18 protein-coding genes are annotated in these 15,673 nt (G+C 61.3%); 8 read left to right on the top strand and 10 right to left on the bottom strand.

Features of this window, described 5'->3' with window-relative positions:
* The first annotated feature begins 8 nt into the window (after positions 1–8).
* Positions 9–1,322 carry an ATP-binding protein gene (locus ACIQUF_RS12665; RefSeq protein WP_403131772.1) on the top strand — a complete coding sequence of 438 codons (1,314 nt, stop codon included), beginning with the start codon at positions 9–11 and terminating at the stop codon, positions 1,320–1,322.
* A gap of 64 nt (positions 1,323–1,386) precedes the next feature.
* On the opposite strand, the gene rimK is transcribed toward ACIQUF_RS12665, so the two are convergent.
* Positions 1,387–2,292 carry a 30S ribosomal protein S6--L-glutamate ligase gene (rimK, locus tag ACIQUF_RS12660; protein ID WP_119137413.1) on the bottom strand — a complete coding sequence of 302 codons (906 nt, stop codon included), beginning with the start codon at positions 2,290–2,292 and terminating at the stop codon, positions 1,387–1,389.
* Positions 2,289–2,771 carry an ATP-dependent zinc protease gene (locus tag ACIQUF_RS12655; RefSeq protein ID WP_403131770.1) on the bottom strand — a complete coding sequence of 161 codons (483 nt, stop codon included), beginning with the start codon at positions 2,769–2,771 and terminating at the stop codon, positions 2,289–2,291. Before ACIQUF_RS12655 ends, rimK begins: the two co-directional genes overlap by 4 nt.
* A 109-nt stretch (positions 2,772–2,880) precedes the next feature.
* Between ACIQUF_RS12655 and ACIQUF_RS12650 the strand changes: the two genes are divergently transcribed.
* Complete coding sequence (locus ACIQUF_RS12650; RefSeq protein ID WP_400801295.1) at positions 2,881–3,282, top strand: RNA-binding S4 domain-containing protein; 402 nt, start codon at positions 2,881–2,883, stop codon at positions 3,280–3,282.
* A gap of 26 nt (positions 3,283–3,308) precedes the next feature.
* Here ACIQUF_RS12650 and ACIQUF_RS12645 read toward each other — a convergent pair whose 3' ends face one another.
* Entirely contained in the window at positions 3,309–4,103 is a 795-nt protein-coding gene (locus ACIQUF_RS12645) for a phosphatase PAP2 family protein (RefSeq protein WP_403131767.1), read from the bottom strand.
* A 119-nt stretch (positions 4,104–4,222) separates the two neighbouring features.
* Here ACIQUF_RS12645 and hslO point away from each other — a divergent pair, with 119 nt between their 5' ends.
* Positions 4,223–5,122, top strand: a complete 900-nt coding sequence (gene hslO / locus ACIQUF_RS12640; protein WP_403131766.1) for an Hsp33 family molecular chaperone HslO — start codon at positions 4,223–4,225, stop codon at positions 5,120–5,122.
* Between the two features lie 179 nt (positions 5,123–5,301).
* Positions 5,302–6,843, top strand: coding sequence for a phosphoenolpyruvate carboxykinase (locus ACIQUF_RS12635; protein WP_403131764.1), 1,542 nt, complete (start codon positions 5,302–5,304; stop codon positions 6,841–6,843).
* A 49-nt stretch (positions 6,844–6,892) separates the two neighbouring features.
* On the opposite strand, the gene ACIQUF_RS12630 is transcribed toward ACIQUF_RS12635, so the two are convergent.
* Together ACIQUF_RS12630 and ACIQUF_RS12625 are read right to left on the bottom strand one after the other, a co-directional pair.
* A complete protein-coding gene (locus tag ACIQUF_RS12630) occupies positions 6,893–7,165 on the bottom strand; it encodes a type II toxin-antitoxin system RelE/ParE family toxin (RefSeq protein WP_403131762.1) in 273 nt (90 codons plus the stop codon).
* Positions 7,165–7,608: a hypothetical protein gene (locus ACIQUF_RS12625; protein ID WP_403131761.1), complete on the bottom strand. Its 444-nt coding sequence runs from the start codon at positions 7,606–7,608 to the stop codon at positions 7,165–7,167. Before ACIQUF_RS12625 ends, ACIQUF_RS12630 begins: the two co-directional genes overlap by 1 nt.
* Before the next feature lie 123 nt (positions 7,609–7,731).
* Here ACIQUF_RS12625 and ACIQUF_RS12620 point away from each other — a divergent pair, with 123 nt between their 5' ends.
* The gene (locus tag ACIQUF_RS12620; protein ID WP_403131760.1) at positions 7,732–8,172 is read left to right on the top strand and encodes an acyl-CoA thioesterase; all 441 of its coding nucleotides are present in this window, start codon (positions 7,732–7,734) and stop codon (positions 8,170–8,172) included.
* Positions 8,173–8,279: 107 nt separating this feature from the next.
* On the opposite strand, the gene ACIQUF_RS12615 is transcribed toward ACIQUF_RS12620, so the two are convergent.
* The 4 genes from ACIQUF_RS12615 to fdhD all read right to left on the bottom strand — a co-directional run bounded on the left by ACIQUF_RS12615 (position 8,280) and on the right by fdhD (position 12,739).
* On the bottom strand, positions 8,280–8,732 hold the full coding sequence (locus ACIQUF_RS12615) for a hypothetical protein (protein WP_403131759.1): 453 nt from the start codon (positions 8,730–8,732) through the stop codon (positions 8,280–8,282).
* Between the two features lie 145 nt (positions 8,733–8,877).
* Complete coding sequence (locus ACIQUF_RS12610) at positions 8,878–9,357, bottom strand: glycine zipper domain-containing protein (RefSeq protein WP_016484415.1); 480 nt, start codon at positions 9,355–9,357, stop codon at positions 8,878–8,880.
* Positions 9,358–9,560: 203 nt separating this feature from the next.
* Complete coding sequence (locus ACIQUF_RS12605) at positions 9,561–11,906, bottom strand: FdhF/YdeP family oxidoreductase (RefSeq protein WP_403131758.1); 2,346 nt, start codon at positions 11,904–11,906, stop codon at positions 9,561–9,563.
* Complete coding sequence (fdhD, locus tag ACIQUF_RS12600; RefSeq protein ID WP_403131757.1) at positions 11,903–12,739, bottom strand: formate dehydrogenase accessory sulfurtransferase FdhD; 837 nt, start codon at positions 12,737–12,739, stop codon at positions 11,903–11,905. The genes ACIQUF_RS12605 and fdhD overlap by 4 nt, the downstream gene beginning before the upstream one ends.
* A 175-nt stretch (positions 12,740–12,914) precedes the next feature.
* Here fdhD and lysM point away from each other — a divergent pair, with 175 nt between their 5' ends.
* Complete coding sequence (gene lysM / locus ACIQUF_RS12595; protein WP_403131756.1) at positions 12,915–13,355, top strand: peptidoglycan-binding protein LysM; 441 nt, start codon at positions 12,915–12,917, stop codon at positions 13,353–13,355.
* Between the two features lie 103 nt (positions 13,356–13,458).
* Here the strand turns inward: lysM and yrfG are convergent, their stop codons facing one another.
* Entirely contained in the window at positions 13,459–14,121 is a 663-nt protein-coding gene (gene yrfG, locus ACIQUF_RS12590) for a GMP/IMP nucleotidase (protein WP_403131754.1), read from the bottom strand.
* A 64-nt stretch (positions 14,122–14,185) separates the two neighbouring features.
* Here yrfG and nudE point away from each other — a divergent pair, with 64 nt between their 5' ends.
* Positions 14,186–14,752, top strand: coding sequence for an ADP compounds hydrolase NudE (nudE, locus tag ACIQUF_RS12585; RefSeq protein WP_403131753.1), 567 nt, complete (start codon positions 14,186–14,188; stop codon positions 14,750–14,752).
* Positions 14,749–15,567, top strand: a complete 819-nt coding sequence (gene cysQ, locus ACIQUF_RS12580; protein WP_403131752.1) for a 3'(2'),5'-bisphosphate nucleotidase CysQ — start codon at positions 14,749–14,751, stop codon at positions 15,565–15,567. Before nudE ends, cysQ begins: the two co-directional genes overlap by 4 nt.
* The last annotated feature ends 106 nt before the right edge of the window (positions 15,568–15,673 follow it).

The raw sequence follows: 15,673 nt of genomic DNA, 5'->3' as shown, positions 1-15,673 counted from the left end.
CTTCGTCGATGAAAACACCGCTCTGGTTCCCGCAAAGCTTCTTCGCCCGCACGTTGTGGCTGGTGCTGATCGTCGTCCTGTTCTCCAAGGCCTTGACCCTGGTCTACCTGCTGATGAACGAGGACGTGCTGGTCGATCGGCAGTACAGCCACGGTGTGGCGTTGACGCTGCGTGCCTATTGGGCGGCCGATGAAGAAAACCGTGACAAGATCGCCGAGGCTGCAGGCCTGATCCGGGTGACCGGTGCCGGTGTGCCGGAAGGCGAGCAGCATTGGCCCTACAGCGAAATCTACCAACGGCAGATGCAGGCCGAACTCGGCGAAGACACCGAAGTGCGCTTGCGCATTCACGCGCCGCCGGCGCTGTGGGTCAATGCGCCCAGCCTTGGCCCCGGTTGGCTCAAAGTACCGCTTTACCCACACCCGCTGCGTGGCCAGAAGATCTGGAACGTGCTGGGTTGGTTCCTGGCCATCGGCCTGTTGTCCACCGCGTCGGCGTGGATCTTCGTGCGTCAGCTCAACCAGCCGCTCAAGCGTCTGGTGTTCGCGGCCCGTCAATTGGGCCAGGGGCGCAGTGTTCGGCTGCCGATCAGTGATACGCCGAGCGAGATGACCGAGGTGTATCGCGCTTTCAACCAGATGGCCGAGGATGTCGAGCAGGCCGGGCGTGAGCGCGAGCTGATGCTGGCAGGTGTATCCCATGACCTGCGCACACCTTTGACGCGCCTGCGGCTTTCGTTGTCCTTGCTCGATAGCGACAACGACCTGAGCGATGACATGGTCCGCGACATCGAGGACATGGACGCGATCCTCGATCAGTTCCTGGCGTTCATTCGTGATGGCCGCGACGAACCGGTGGAGGAAGTCGACCTGGCCGAACTGGTACGCGAGGTGGTGGCGCCGTACAACCAGCCGGAACAACGCGTGCGCCTGTGCCTGGAGCCGATTCCTCCGTTTCCGGTGCGCCGGGTATCGCTCAAGCGCATGTTGGGTAACCTGATTGGCAATGCCCTGCATCATGCGGGTAAAGGTGTCGAGGTGGCCGCCTATGTATCGGGCGATGAGAGCGCGCCTTACGTGGTGCTCAGTGTCCTGGACCGGGGTACCGGGATCGACGAGTCGGAGCTTGAGACCATCTTCAACCCCTTCATCCGGGGTGACCGCGCCCGGGGTGGCAAGGGCACCGGGCTGGGGTTGGCGATCGTCAAGCGGATCGCGGCCCAGCATGGCGGCAATGTGGAGTTGCGCAACCGGTCCGGCGGCGGGATCGAGGCGCGGGTGAGGTTGCCGTTGGGGCTTTTGTTGCCGCGTAATGCTGTTTGATTGTGTCGGCCTCTTCGCGGTTGTAGGAGCGGATTCATCCGCGATGAGGCCGGCATGTTCAACCTCAACCTTTCCCTTTGGTCCGCGTCTGATTCGGCCCGCCATTCTTCTCCAGATGCTCGATGATCATCCCGGCCACGTCCTTGCTGGTGGTGACTTCAATCCCTTCCAGGCCCGGTGAGGAGTTGACCTCCATCACCAGCGGCCCATGGTTGGAGCGCAAGATATCCACGCCGGCCACGCTCAAGCCCATCACCTTGGCCGCACGAATGGCGGTGATCCGCTCTTCGGGCGTGATTTTGATGAGGCTGGCGACCCCGCCCCGGTGCAGGTTGGAACGGAACTCGCCTGGCTTGGCCTGGCGCTTCATCGAAGCGATCACCTTGTCGCCCACCACGAAGCAGCGAATGTCGGCACCTCCGGCCTCCTTGATGTACTCCTGAACCATGATGTTCTGCTTGAGGCCCATGAACGCCTCGATCACCGACTCGGCCGCCTGGGTGGTTTCGCACAGCACCACGCCGATGCCCTGGGTGCCTTCGAGCACCTTGATCACCAGCGGCGCGCCATTGACCATCTGGATCAGGTCGGGGATGTCGTCCGGCGAATGGGCGAAACCGGTAATCGGCAGGCCGATGCCACGTCGCGACAGCAGCTGCAGCGAGCGCAGCTTGTCGCGGGAGCGAGCGATGGCCACCGATTCGTTGAGCGGATAAACCCCCATCATCTCGAACTGGCGCAATACCGCGCAGCCGTAAAAGGTCACCGAGGCACCAATCCTCGGAATCACCGCATCGAAGCCCTCCAGCGGCTTGCCGCGGTAATGAATCTGCGGCTTGTGGCTGGCGATGTTCATGTAGGCCCGCAGGGTATCGATCACCACCATTTCGTGGCCACGCTGGGTGCCGGCCTCGACCAGGCGGCGGGTGGAATACAGACGCGGATTGCGCGACAGCACAGCGATCTTCATGCAGCACCTGTGACAGGGGTAAGGGTGGCCGGAAAGGCCGGTTTGTCTTGCACGTATTTAAGCCCGGGGTTGACCACCAACTGACCATGGACGAGCGCCTTGGATCCGAGCAACAGGCGATAGCGCATGCTTTTGCGGCAGGCCAAGGTGAATTCGACTTGCCATACACGATCACCGAGGGCCAGCGGTGTACGGATCACATAGCGGGTCTGGGCATGGCCGTTGGAGCTCTTGATGGTCTTCATGGTGACCAGCGGCGCTTCGCAGCGGCGGTGGCGCAGTTGCACGATCGAACCCAGGTGAGCGGTAAAGCGCACCCACGGCTGACCGTCGCGCTCGAACGTTTCCACCTCGGTGGCATGCAGGCTGGAAGTACTGGCGCCGGTGTCGATCTTGGCGCGCAGGCCTGCCACGCCGAGGTCGGGCAGGGCGACCCACTCGCGCAGGCCGATCACAGTCAGATGGTCAAATGTCTTCACTAAGCACACCCTGGGGATAAGGTGGTGAACTTTAAGCACGGCGGGGACTTTTTGCATCCGTCAGTTACGGTAGTACAGTTCGGTTAAAGACAGAATTCGAGGTAACGGGATGGCACACAAAGCCGAAGAAGACGACAAGGTCCGCTTGGACAAATGGCTGTGGGCGGCGCGGTTCTACAAGACCCGAGCGTTGGCCAAAGCTGCTATCGAGAGCGGCAAGGTGCATTGCCGGGGCGAGCGCTGCAAGCCGGGCAAGGAGCCTCGGGTAGGTGACGAATTCGTCCTGCGTACCGGTTTTGACGAGCGCACGGTGGTGGTCAAGGCACTGTCGGTAGTGCGTCGTGGGGCGCCGGAAGCGCAGACGCTGTACGAAGAAACCGAGGAAAGCCTGCGCCGCCGTGAGCAGGCCGCAGCGATGCGCAAGGCGGGCACGATGGGGGTGACAACCGATGGCCGGCCGAACAAGAAGCAGCGGCGACAGATTCACCAGTTGCACGGCAGTTTCGAGTGACAGGGGCCGCTTGGCGCCCCAGGGATCTAGCGAATTATCGCCAGTCGCCCGACCAACGGTAGCTTGGCTACGATCCTGAACAAGGGCGCCGTCCAGCGCATCAGCAGCGCGCTGCCTTTCGCCGCCAGTGGCGTGTGGCAGCTCCAGCCCACTGCCAGCACCGCCATCAGCAAGCCGCCGATGTAGTCATCCTGACCCCAGTGCGCCCCCGCCACCAGGCGCGGCAGCATGAACAGCAACGCCAGCCCCCAGATCACCAGGTGTTGCACCAGGCGGCGGCTGAACAGGCTCATGAACAGCGCCCAGATCAGCAGTACCGAGGCGTGGTCGCCTGGGAAACTCTTGCTGGAACGGTCTTTCAGTTCCCAGGCTTTTTCCAGGTTGGGGTAGTAGTCGCTGAGGTGCACGACGTTGTCGAACACCATGGACGGGCTATCGTGTTGCCAACCCATTGCATCTACCCACTTGGAAAACAGCGCGCGAACCACCACTAAGAGGATAAGCGTGACCAGGAAGCCAAAGAAGGCTTCTCGCACCTGGCTGGCTTTGAACACCCAATCAGCGCGGATCAGCACGGTCAGCAGGATCAGGCCGACGACGATGTCGAAGGGGCGCAGGCTGCCGACGGTCCAGATATAGCGCCAGGTGGTGTTGTCGGCCAACGGCGCATTGAGACTGTGGAACAGCCACTCGTCGAATGTCAGGCACAAGATCTGGCCAAAAGGCCATAACCAGAAACACAGTAGAGCGATCGGCAGCACGGTGCAGGCTGCCAATGGGCCCCAGGACCACTTGGCTTGGAACAGTGGTCGATTGTCCATAAAATACCTCTATTGCAAACAGGAATCGGAGCGCCTTGTGAGCGCTCTGTCACGAGGCTTTGGTTGTTTTCGAAACCTCGTGTAACCATTTTGTCATCATTTTTAGATAGCCAAAACCTATGAGCGATTTGCCGGATACCGATTTCACCCAACGTTTCATCTTCGACGACCGCGACGTGCGCGGCGAGTGGGTGGCACTCGATGACAGCTACGCTGCGGTGTTGGCGCGTCACCCTTATCCACAGCCCGTGGCAACGCTGCTTGGCGAACTGATGGCCGCCACCTCATTGCTGGTCGGTGCGATGAAGTTCGACGGCTTGCTGATTCTGCAGGCGCGTTCGGCAGGCCCGATCCCAATGCTGATGGTGGAGTGCTCCAGCGAGCGTGACATCCGTGGCATGGCGCGCTACGAAGCGGAGCAGATTCCTGCCGATGCCACCCTGGCCCAGTTGATGCCCGACGGCCAACTGACCCTGACCATCGACCCGGTCAAGGGCCAACGCTATCAAGGCACGGTCGAACTCGACGGCGCCAACCTGTCGGAATGCTTCACCAACTACTTCGTGCAGTCGCAACAGACCAACACCCGTTTCTGGCTCAACGCCGAAGGCGGCAAGGCCCGTGGCTTGCTGCTGCAGCAACTGCCGCGCGATCGCCAGCCGGATGATGAAGAGCGCGAAGACAGCTGGCAGCACGTGATCGCCCTGGCCAAAACGCTCAAGCCTGAAGAGTGGGCGGAAGGCAACGAAACCCTGCTGCATCGCCTTTACCACGAAGACGCCGTACGCCTGTTCGATATCCAGCCACTGCGCTTCAAATGCAGCTGCTCCCGCGAACGTTCCGGCAATGCGCTGGTCAGTTTGGGCGAGCACGATGCCAAGTCGCTGGTCGAGGAGTGTGGCGGCAAGGTGGAGATCGATTGCCAGTTCTGCAACGAGCGCTATTTGTTCGATGCCAGCGATGTGGCGCAACTGTTTGCCGGTGGCGGCACGGACGCGGCGTCAGAAACTCGCCACTGAAACGTTTAATTGCAGGTAAATCTCCTGTCGAATTGCGCAAAAGCGCGGTTACGACAGGAGGGGCCTACTTTTTTTGGGCGTTTCTGGCATAATCCGGCCACTTTTTTCGCTGTAGTAGTTTTTTCGAGACAACTACAAAACGTTTGGAGCACTCGGCCTCGGGCCGGATGGGGTATCTCATGACGCAAGCCAACAACACCGTGTACACCGACCTGAGCGTCGATGAGCTGGTTAAAGAAGCGCTGTCCCGCGGTGAAGGCGTGCTGGCCGATACTGGCGCACTGGTCGTCGAAACCGGCCACCGTACTGGCCGTTCGCCGGCTGACCGTTTCATCGTCGAAGAACCGTCCACCCAGGACCAGATTGGCTGGGGCCCGATCAACCGCAAGTTCCCGGCCGACAAGTTCGATGCCCTGTGGGACCGCGTCGAGGCGTTCAACAACGCCCAGGATCACTTCGTTTCCTACGTTCACGTAGGGGCCGCTGCCGAGCACTACCTGGCAGTGAAGATGACCACCCAGACTGCCTGGCAGAACCTGTTCGGTCGTTGCCTGTTCATCAACCCTGAGCAGTACAACCCGGCCGGCCGCGATGAGTGGCAGGTGCTGAACGTCGCCAACTTCGAGTGCGTGCCAGAGCGTGACGGTACCAACTCCGATGGCTGCGTCATCATCAACTTCGCCCAGAAGAAGGTACTGATCGCTGGCATGCGTTACGCCGGCGAAATGAAGAAAGCCATGTTCTCGGTGCAAAACTTCCTGCTGCCGGCTGCCGACGTGCTGCCGATGCACTGCGCTGCCAACATTGGCGAAGCAGGCGACGTGACCTTGTTCTTCGGCCTGTCGGGTACTGGCAAGACCACCCTGTCGGCCGACGAAAGCCGTTACCTGATCGGTGACGACGAGCACGGCTGGGGCGAAGGCGTCGTCTTCAACATCGAAGGCGGTTGCTATGCCAAGTGCATCGACCTGTCCGAGAAGAACGAGCCGGTCATCTGGAAAGCCATCAAGCATGGCGCCGTGCTGGAAAACGTCGTCATCAACGACGCCAAGCACGCCGACTACACCGATGTCAGCCTGACTCAGAACAGCCGCGCCGCCTACCCGCTGGAGCACGTTGCCAAGGTCTCCGAGAAAAACCTGGGCGGTGAGCCGAATGCGGTCATCTTCCTGACCTGCGACCTGACCGGCGTACTGCCGCCAGTGTCGATCCTGAACAACGAGCAGGCGGCCTACCACTTCCTGTCCGGCTACACCGCGCTGGTCGGTTCCACCGAAATGGGTTCGGGCGGCGGCATCAAGTCGACCTTCTCCACCTGCTTCGGCGCACCGTTCTTCCCGCGCCCGGCTGGCGTCTACGCCGAGTTGCTGATCAAGCGCATCAAAGCCTTCAACTCTAAGGTCTACCTGGTCAACACCGGCTGGACCGGCGGTGGCTACGGTGTTGGCAAACGCTTCAGCATCCCGACCACCCGTGGCGTGATCGCGGCCATCCAGAGCGGTGCTCTGGTCGGTGCCGAGACCGAACACCTGGACATCATCAACCTGGACGTGCCGAAGGCTGTTCCAGGCGTCGAAACCGAACTGCTCAACCCACGCAACACCTGGGCTGACAAAGCGGCCTACGACGAAGCGGCCAAAGGCCTGGCCAAGCTGTTCACTGAGAACTTCAAGAAGTTCGAGGTGTCCGACGCTATCAAGGCTGCTGGCCCGCAGCTGTAAGCTGTCGCCGGTGCTACGAGAAAGCCGCCCTTATGGGCGGCTTTTTCGTTCAAGGCCATTGCTGCCTGGCATGCAGGATGCGGATGATTTCTACGTTCTCGCCCACGATCCGATAGACCATCACATAGTTAGGGCGGATGACGATTTCACGCGTTCCTGGGTACCTTCCCGGCTTGTAGATCGATGGGCTCCGAGCAGCACGTCGAGCTTTTTCTGCAAAGCTTTCGTCGAGTGAGATCGCCGCCGCCGGGTTGTCCTGTGCAATGTGGTCCATGATGCGCAGGCGATCTTTGCGTGCCATGTCACGCCACACCAGGCGCATCAGCGGATTTTGGCTTTGAGTTCGCTTCGGCGGGCAGCGAACAGTCGCTCTGCTTCCTCATCCTCCATGGGCTGCGCAGGGTCTTCCAAGCTCGCTTCTACCTGATCGACAAACCATGCATCGTATGCCGCCGCTTCATGGGCTCGTTTCAGGGCTTGTGCACGGTCAGGGCGCTGATAGGTGCTCATCTGGCTGGGATCGAACGCTGAGGTATCCACTTCGAAATGGTCGATGCCCATCTCGAGCAGGTAGCTCACCAGCGTTTCGAATTTCTTGAATAGCCGCACATTGCCGCTGCGCTGGGCAATCAGCACGTGCTCTTGATGATTGACGTCGACCTGGATCGCCCAGCCGCCTGGCTGGCCGACAATATGAGTGGCGTTGATTCGTCCGTTTTGCGCCATGCGGCTCAATTTCGCATGATCTAATTGATGGGTAGGCATCGGGGCAATTCTCGGTTTCATCGGGATGAACCATGCTATGCAATCTATAGTAGATTGCTACTGTAGACCTTCCTGTCTTGCTGTGGGAAGTTTCCTCGCGATTACGCCAATTGTGGATATCTCATGACCGAATCCCCCAACCGCAACGCCTTCTCCCATTTCCACCCCATCCTCACCCGCCCGCTGGACAACGATCACAATGGCCACATCGCCGGCGCCACCGTGCACGGCTTCTTCGAAATCGCCATCCAGGCCTTTCTCCTCGAGCAAGCCGAGTTCGACCTGCGTGAAGGCGAACTGGCGGCATTCGTGGTCAGTTCGGCGGCGGATTTCTTCGCGTTGCCGGGCTTCCCGGATGTGCTCGAGGTGGGCCTGGGCGTGACGCGCCTGGCAGGTAGCACGGTGGAGTACCGGTTGGCGCTGTATCGCCCGGGCGAGACGGAAGCCTGTGCAGTGGGAGCGGTAGTGCAGGTATTTATCGAGCGAGCAAGCGGCAGGCCGGTACCGCTGCCAATGGCGCTACAGGTCATTCTTTGTAGCTTGAAGCTCAACCCACAAACCTGAAAAAAGCCGGTAGTAATGTCTTGCCAGTTTATTGTGCATGCGAGCTAAAAAGAGCCTGCAGTTAACAGGCTCTATTTTTTGGCGCGGGCAGGATGCAGCTAAATTAATCAATCCACATAAACTGTAGTAATGTCGGTGATGCTGAAGTCAACACCTTGGTCTGCACTAACGGGGACTATAAAATCAATATGCTCAATGTCCTTGCCGGTTGTGTAATCAAGAGCGTAATCGCCCAGTGCAAATTCGTGGCTTTCCACCGTGCCGTCCACAGCAAATGCTTTGAATTGCGGCTTGGTACCGTCCGGCGATCGCGTATTAATTAAAATGGAGAACTTTTTCAGTTTTTGAGCACGGTCTGTTTTTGCGTAAAAGCTGAAGGTTGCTGATGAGGGGAAGTGCAAGCCGCCGTCGCCTGTGATCTTCTTTCCATCTTTTGACGATGGTTCAACCCTAAGTCGAACATCTTCAGGAAGTTTTAGAACAAAACCCTCACGCGTCAACTCACGAGTATTCAGGTCACCGACTAGCAAATTTTCGAATGAATCTTGATAAGTGGGCATGACAGCCTCCATTGCTTGGTTGGAGGCATGAATTTAAAGTCTAGGGTCGCGAAGCGCTACTGGTAAAAATGATAGTTTTTTATTGTAAGTTAACACTATCGACGCAAATGAAAAGGCCCTCCTGAGTGAGGAGGGCCTTGGAACATCAATCGCGCCAGTGGCGCTTGTGCTTGCGGTGGCCATAATGACGGCCGCGGTCATAGTGACGACGGTCGTCGTAACCACGACGGTAGCGGCGATCGTCATGGCGCTCGTCTTCATCGGCCTTGTTGCCCATGTAGTTACCCAGCGCGCCACCGGCGCCGCCGCCTGCGGCTGCACCGATGTAGCTACCGGTGGTGCCACCCACCGAGCGACCGACCACGTTACCGCCTGCAGCGCCCAGTGCACCACCGATGGCGGCCTCACCACGCTGGCGCTTGTCGGCACCCAGGGCACCGCCGGCCGCGCCGCCCAGGCCGGCACCAATGGCGCCGCCGGTGCTACCGCCGATGGAGTTGCCCACTACGGAGCCGAGTACCCCACCCAATGCGCCGCCAATGCCGGCCTCGGTATTGCCGCCTGCCATGGCAACGCCGCTGAGCAAGCTGAAAGACAACAACAGAATCGAGGAGTACTTCTTCATCAAGAGAGCCTCATAGGGATGACGAGGGCGAATTTGAGGCTCTGCGATGCGCCTGGCAATGGAAATCCGACGAGTAGCACGAGTTGTACACAATTCTCTAAGTTACTGTATTTGCTATGAAACTTAATCGATTTTCGCGTGTCTGAGGTTATTGTGACAAAGCCCTGAACCCTCGCGGAACAGGGCTTTTTCGTTTTTGCCCGTTATACGATCCGGCCGTCGTCGCGCGCCCGTTCCAGCTTGATGGCGACGAATTTGGAGGTTGGCGTATGGCTGCCCTCACCGATGCTTTCCAGCGGAATCAGCGGATTCACCTCGGGGTAGTAGGCCGCCGCCTGCCCAGCCGGGATATCGAAGGCCAGTAGGGTGAAACCCTGCACTCGGCGCACATGCTCATCGCCCCACAGCGACACGATGTCTACCTTCTGCCCCGGCTGGAAGCCCAGGCGGATGATGTCGGCTTCATTGACGAACAGCACGTCCCGCTGGCCGCGTACGCCACGGTAGCGGTCGTCCAGGCCGTAAATGGTGGTGTTGTACTGATCGTGCGAGCGCATCGACTGCATGATCAGGTCCGGCACCTGGCCGCTGGCGCGCACGCGCTCATCGAGCAGAGTGTCGGGCAGCAGGTTGGCCTTGAAGTTGGCGCGGCCGCTGGTGGTCTTCCATTGGCGGCTGCCGGCGCTGTTGCCCAGATAGAAGCCGCCGGGGTGGCTCAGGCGCTGGTTGAAGCCAGCGAAGCCGGCGATGGTGTCGCCGATCAGGTCACGAATACGGCTGTAGTCCGCGACCAACCAGTGCCAGTCCACCGGGCGTTTGCCCAGCGTGGCGGCGGCGATGCCGGCGACTACTGCCGGCTCCGAACGCATCTGCTTCGACAGCGGCTTTAGCTGGCCGTTGGAGGCGTGGACCATGCTGAACGAGTCTTCCACCGTGACCGCCTGCGGGCCGTCGGCCTGCAGGTCGATGTCGGTGCGGCCCAGGCAGGGCAGAATCAGCGCCTGCTTGCCGTGGATCAGGTGGCTGCGGTTGAGCTTGGTGCTGATGTGCACGGTCAGTTCGCAGTTGCGCAAGGCCTTTGCTGTGCGTTCGGTATCCGGGGTCGCCTGGGCGAAGTTGCCGCCCAGGCCGATGAACACCTTGGCGCGGCCATCGAGCATGGCGTGGATCGCCTCGACGGTGTTGTGGCCGTTGTGTTGCGGTACGCGGAAGCCAAAGCGCTTTTCGATGGCATCGAGCAGCGCCACCGGCGGGCGCTCGTTGATGCCCATGGTGCGGTCGCCCTGCACGTTGCTGTGGCCGCGCACCGGGCACAGGCCGGCGCCGGGTACGCCGATATTGCCGCGCAGCATCTGCAGGTTGACGATTTCCTGAATGGTGGGAACCGAATGGCGGTGTTGGGTAATGCCCATCGCCCAGCACATGATCACCCGCTTGCCACGGCAATACATGCGCGCGGCCAGTTCGATGTCGTCCAGCGCCAGGCCGGATTGCTCCTGGATGTGCTGCCACGAGGTGGCGTCCACCGCCGCCAGGTATTCATTGACGCCGTGACCATGCTCGGCGATGAATACGTGGTCGAAGATCGCCGGCTCGCCCTTGGCCTGAGCCTCGCGCTCCCACTGCAGGACGAACTTGGCCATGCCGCGCAGCATCGCCATGTCGCCGCCCAGTGCCGGGCGGAAGAACGCGGTATTGGTCGGGCGGTCGCTGTTGGTGAGCATCTCCAGCGGGTTTTGTGGGTGCTGGAAGCGCTCCAGACCACGCTCCTTGAGCGGGTTGACGCACACCACCTGGGCGCCGCGCTTCACCGCATCGCGCAGCGGGTCGAGCATGCGCGGGTGGTTGGTGCCGGGGTTCTGGCCCCAGACGAAAATCGCATCGGCATGCTCGAAGTCGTCGAAGGTGACCGTGCCTTTGCCCACCCCGACGCTCTGGCCCAGCGCCACACCGCTGGCCTCGTGGCACATGTTCGAGCAGTCGGGAAAGTTGTTGGTGCCGAACGCGCGGACAAACAATTGGTACAGGTACGCCGCCTCGTTGCTGGCGCGGCCCGAGGTGTAGAACTCGGCCTGGTCGGGCGTGGCGAGTGCGTTCAGCTCTCGGGCGATCAGGGTGAAGGCCTCTTCCCAGGCGATCGGCTGGTAGCGATCGCTGGCCGGGTCGTAGACCATCGGCTCGGTCAGGCGGCCCTGGTATTCGAGCCAATAGTCGCTCTGCTGGAGCAGTGCGCTGACGCTGTAACGGGCGAAGAAGGCCGCATCCACACGGCGCTTGGTGGCTTCCCAGTTGACTGCCTTGGCGCCGTTTTCGCAGAACTTGACCATGCCGCTTTCGGGAGAGTCGCCCCAGGCGCAACCGGGGCAATCGAAGCCGCCGTTCTGGTTGGTCTTGAGCAGGGCGCGCAGGTTTTTCAGCGCGTTGTCGCTGCCGACCCAGGCCTTGGCCACGCTGCGCAGCGCACCCCAACCGCCGGCAGGGCCGTGGTAGGGCTTGTAACGAGGGGTGGAGGCGGGGGCATTGTCGGGAAGAGGCTGGTACGAGGTCACGGCTGGTTCGACTCCGCCGCAGGGCTGTAGACCCGCGGTGCACTGTGTTTAGGCAGATGAATGAGGTTGAGGTTGTGCTTGCGCGCCCACTGCAGGGCGAGGCCGGTGGGCGCCGAGAGGCTGACCAAGGTCTGGATGCCGGCGCGCAGGACTTTCTGGATCAGCTCCAGGCTGCAGCGGCTGGTGACGATGGCCAGGCCGCCTTCTGTCGCAATGTTCTGGCGCAGCAGAGCGCCGATGACTTTATCCAGCGCGTTATGCCGGCCGATGTCTTCGCGGCCTAGCAGGATTTCGCCCTGGGCATTCATGAACAGCGCCGCATGCACGGCGCCGCAGTGCTGGCCCAGAGGCTGGAAGACACCGATGCGTTCACGCAGGCCGTCAAGCCACTGCGCGGGAGGTAACGGCGCACCAGGCAGTTCAGCCAGATCCGGCAGCGCCTGCTCCAGGGCCTCGACGCCACACAGGCCACAGCCACTGGTGCCGGCCAACTGGCGGCGCTGGTTCTTGAGGTTCCAGAACGCACGGCTGGAAATCTCAAGATCGGCGTACATCGCCGAGCCGCTGCCGGACAGTTTCAGGTCATAGATTTCTGCAGTGCCTTCGACAATCCCGCTGCCAACGCTGAAGCCGACCGCAAAGTCTTCCAGGTCGGTAGGGCTGACCAGCATCACAGCCTGGTTGAGGCCGTTGTAGGCGATGGCCAGGGCAACTTCCTCGGCCAGCGGCGTGCTGGCTCGTGCGGTGTCGTCGAGCTGGACGTAGTGGTAGGTGTTGCTGGCGGCAGGCATGGCAAGAGGTGTGGCGGCCGCGCAGACCGGAGGCTTGTTCATCGGCTGACTACCGGCGGCTATTTGATAGCACCCAGCCTAGGCCCGTGCGCCGGCCACGTCTAATCGCTAAGGTCTATGCCTTGATAGACCGCGTCGATTGGTCGCAGTGGGGCGGGCGGGGCAATCCTGGCCTAGACTCCTTTCTCCGAGGTTTTCAGTCAACAAGGAGCGCGCTATGAGCCTGTTCAGTTTCGTGAAGGAAGCCGGCGAGAAGTTGATCGACCTGCTGACCCCAGGCAATGCCAATGCTGAAGAGCAGTTGAAGAAACACGTGGAGAGTGTCGGCCTGGGCAACCCCAACATCACCGCCACGGTAGAGGGTGACAAGATCATCCTCAAGGGCGAGGTGGCCAGCCAGGAGGAGAAAGAGAAGATTATCCTGGCGGCGGGCAACATCAATGGTGTGGCCAGCGTTGATGATCAGATCACCGTGACCGGGCCAGTCGTCAAGGCTGCACGGTTCGTAACCGTGAAAAAGGGTGACACGCTGTCAGCCATTTCCGTAGTCGTGTATGGCAACGCCAATCAGTACAACAAAATCTTCGAGGCCAACAAGCCGATGCTCACCCACCCGGACAAGATCTATCCGGGGCAGGTTTTGCGTATTCCCGAATAAGTTCTCTAGCCTGACCCGGCCCTTTCGCGGGGCAAGCCCGCTCCCACAATGATGGGTGTTGCCAGGACCATTGTGGGAGCGGGCTTGCCCCGCGAAAGGGCCATTACAGGCCCTGCAGTAATTCCCGGTAATCCTCGACGGCAGCGAACTCCTGGGTATCTCGTGGCGCCGCCTGGCTGTCCGGCTGGCGCACCGCCAGCAAATGCCCCACGCCATACCGCTGTGCACTGCGAAGAATCGCCAGCGTGTCATCGATGAACAGACTCCGCTCCGGCACAAACCCGATATCCGCCTGCAACGCATCCCAGAACTGCGGGCTCTCCTTCGGGTAGCCATAATCATGCGAACTGATCAGCCGCTCAAAATACGGCGCCAACTCCACTCGCTCCAGCTTCAGCGACAGCGAATCACGGTGGGCATTGGTGATCATCACCACGCGCTTGCCCGCCTGGCGGATCGCTGCAAGGAAGGTATCGGCATCGGGCCGCAGGGCGATCAGGTCGGCGATCTCGCGCTTGAGCTCGCGAATCGGCAGGTTCAGCTCGTGGCTCCAGAAGTCCAGGCAGTACCAGTTGAGGGTACCGGCATTGCGCTCGAACAGCGGTTGCAGCTCCATTTCCGCCATGGCCCGGCTCACGCCATGCAGCTCGGCGTAGCGCTGGGGCAGGTGCTCCAGCCAGAAGCGGTTGTCGTAGTGCAGGTCGAGCAGGGTGCCGTCCATGTCCAGCAGGACAGTATCGATGGCGGACCAGGGAAGAACAGGCATGGGAAACTCTCGTTCAGTCGGCAAGCCACGGTATAGTAACCCGTTCACGCCAAGGAGCCGCCCCATGCGCCAGAAACCCACCGTTCTCAGACGCGAAATCGTCGCCAGCAGCCGCTTGTTCCGCGTCGAGGCGGTGCAGTTGCGTTTCAGCAATGGCACCGAGCGTACCTACGAGCGCCTGGTCGGCCGTGGCAACGGTTACGGCGCGGTGATGATCGTGGCCATGATTGATGCTGAGCACGCGGTGCTGGTCGAGGAATATTGCGGCGGTACCGACGAGTACGAGCTGTCGCTGCCCAAGGGCCTGATCGAACCGGGCGAAGACGTGCTGGCGGCGGCTGACCGGGAACTCAAGGAAGAGGCCGGCTTTGGCGCGCGTCAACTGGAACACCTGACCGAGCTGTCGCTGTCGCCGGGCTACATGAGCCAGAAGATTCAGGTGGTGCTGGCCACCGACTTGTACGAAGAGAGGCTTGAGGGCGATGAACCCGAGCCGATGCGAGTCGACAAGGTCAACCTGCGTGAGCTCTCGGCCTTGGCCATGCATCCGCAGTTCACCGAAGGACGGGCGCTGGCGGCGCTGTACCTGGCACGTGACCTGATGATTCAGCGAGGGCTGCTTGACCTATGAACGACCTGCAATTGATGCACGAAGTGGTGGAACTGGCCGGCCAGGCGGGCGAGGCGATCCTGCCGTTCTGGCGCGCCGATGTGGCGGTGACCAACAAGGCCGACGATTCGCCGGTGACCGCCGCTGACCTGGCCGCGCACCGGGTCATTGCCGACGGCCTGCAGGCCCTGGCGCCTGAGATCCCGGTGTTGTCCGAGGAAGACTGCAACATCCCGCTGGCCGAACGCCAGGGCTGGCAGCGCTGGTGGCTGGTCGATCCGCTCGACGGCACCAAGGAATTCATCGCCGGTAGCGAAGAGTTCACCGTCAATATCGCCTTGATCGAGAATGGCGACGTGGTGTTTGGCGTGGTGTCGATGCCGACCAGCGGGCGCTGCTACTTCGGTGGCCGCGGCTTGGGCGCCTGGCGCGCAGAGGCGGGCGGCCAGGCCCAGCCGATCCAGGTCCGCAGCGCTCCGCCTGCCGATGGCCGCTTCACCGTGGTGGCCAGCCGTCGCCACTCCAGCCCGCAGCAGGAAGCGTTGCTGGCTGGCCTGGGCGCTGCGGTTGGCGAACTGGAGCTGGCCAATATCGGCAGTTCGCTGAAATTCTGCCTGCTGGCCGAAGGCAGCGCCGACTGCTATCCGCGCCTGGCGCCGACCTCGCAGTGGGATACCGCTGCCGCCCAGGGTGTGCTGGAAGGCGCGGGTGGTGAAGTGATCGGGGTGGATGGGCTGGCGTTCCGTTATCCGGCTCGCGATTCGCTGCTCAACCCATTCTTCGTGGCGTTGCCCAAGAATGCCGCCTGGCGTCAGGCGTTCCTGAAGCTTATCTAAGAGCCTGCGCAATACCCCTGTGGGAGCGGCTTTAGCCGCGAAGCAGGCAACGCGGTGGATGGCACCGGCTTCGCCGGTGTTCGCGGCTGAAGCCGCTCCTACAGAG

It is taken from the genome of Pseudomonas sp. NPDC090233 (genome assembly GCF_044772285.1).
Lineage (GTDB): Bacteria > Pseudomonadota > Gammaproteobacteria > Pseudomonadales > Pseudomonadaceae > Aquipseudomonas.
This window is presented reverse-complemented; position numbering and strand designations above follow the sequence as displayed.

Excerpts from the sequence above, each read along its gene's own strand:
- ACIQUF_RS12650 (WP_400801295.1), top strand. The coding sequence starts at position 2,881 with ATGGCACACAAAGCCGAAGAAGACGACAAGGTCCGCTTGGACAAATGG.
- fdhD (WP_403131757.1), bottom strand. The coding sequence starts at position 12,739 with ATGAACAAGCCTCCGGTCTGCGCGGCCGCCACACCTCTTGCCATGCCT.
- ACIQUF_RS12620 (WP_403131760.1), top strand. The coding sequence starts at position 7,732 with ATGACCGAATCCCCCAACCGCAACGCCTTCTCCCATTTCCACCCCATC.
- cysQ (WP_403131752.1), top strand. The coding sequence starts at position 14,749 with ATGAACGACCTGCAATTGATGCACGAAGTGGTGGAACTGGCCGGCCAG.
- nudE (WP_403131753.1), top strand. The coding sequence starts at position 14,186 with ATGCGCCAGAAACCCACCGTTCTCAGACGCGAAATCGTCGCCAGCAGC.
- lysM (WP_403131756.1), top strand. The coding sequence starts at position 12,915 with ATGAGCCTGTTCAGTTTCGTGAAGGAAGCCGGCGAGAAGTTGATCGAC.
- ACIQUF_RS12665 (WP_403131772.1), top strand. The coding sequence starts at position 9 with ATGAAAACACCGCTCTGGTTCCCGCAAAGCTTCTTCGCCCGCACGTTG.
- ACIQUF_RS12635 (WP_403131764.1), top strand. The coding sequence starts at position 5,302 with ATGACGCAAGCCAACAACACCGTGTACACCGACCTGAGCGTCGATGAG.
- ACIQUF_RS12610 (WP_016484415.1), bottom strand. The coding sequence starts at position 9,357 with ATGAAGAAGTACTCCTCGATTCTGTTGTTGTCTTTCAGCTTGCTCAGC.
- ACIQUF_RS12630 (WP_403131762.1), bottom strand. The coding sequence starts at position 7,165 with ATGCGCCTGGTGTGGCGTGACATGGCACGCAAAGATCGCCTGCGCATC.
- hslO (WP_403131766.1), top strand. The coding sequence starts at position 4,223 with ATGAGCGATTTGCCGGATACCGATTTCACCCAACGTTTCATCTTCGAC.
- rimK (WP_119137413.1), bottom strand. The coding sequence starts at position 2,292 with ATGAAGATCGCTGTGCTGTCGCGCAATCCGCGTCTGTATTCCACCCGC.
- yrfG (WP_403131754.1), bottom strand. The coding sequence starts at position 14,121 with ATGCCTGTTCTTCCCTGGTCCGCCATCGATACTGTCCTGCTGGACATG.
- ACIQUF_RS12645 (WP_403131767.1), bottom strand. The coding sequence starts at position 4,103 with ATGGACAATCGACCACTGTTCCAAGCCAAGTGGTCCTGGGGCCCATTG.
- ACIQUF_RS12615 (WP_403131759.1), bottom strand. The coding sequence starts at position 8,732 with ATGCCCACTTATCAAGATTCATTCGAAAATTTGCTAGTCGGTGACCTG.
- ACIQUF_RS12625 (WP_403131761.1), bottom strand. The coding sequence starts at position 7,608 with ATGCCTACCCATCAATTAGATCATGCGAAATTGAGCCGCATGGCGCAA.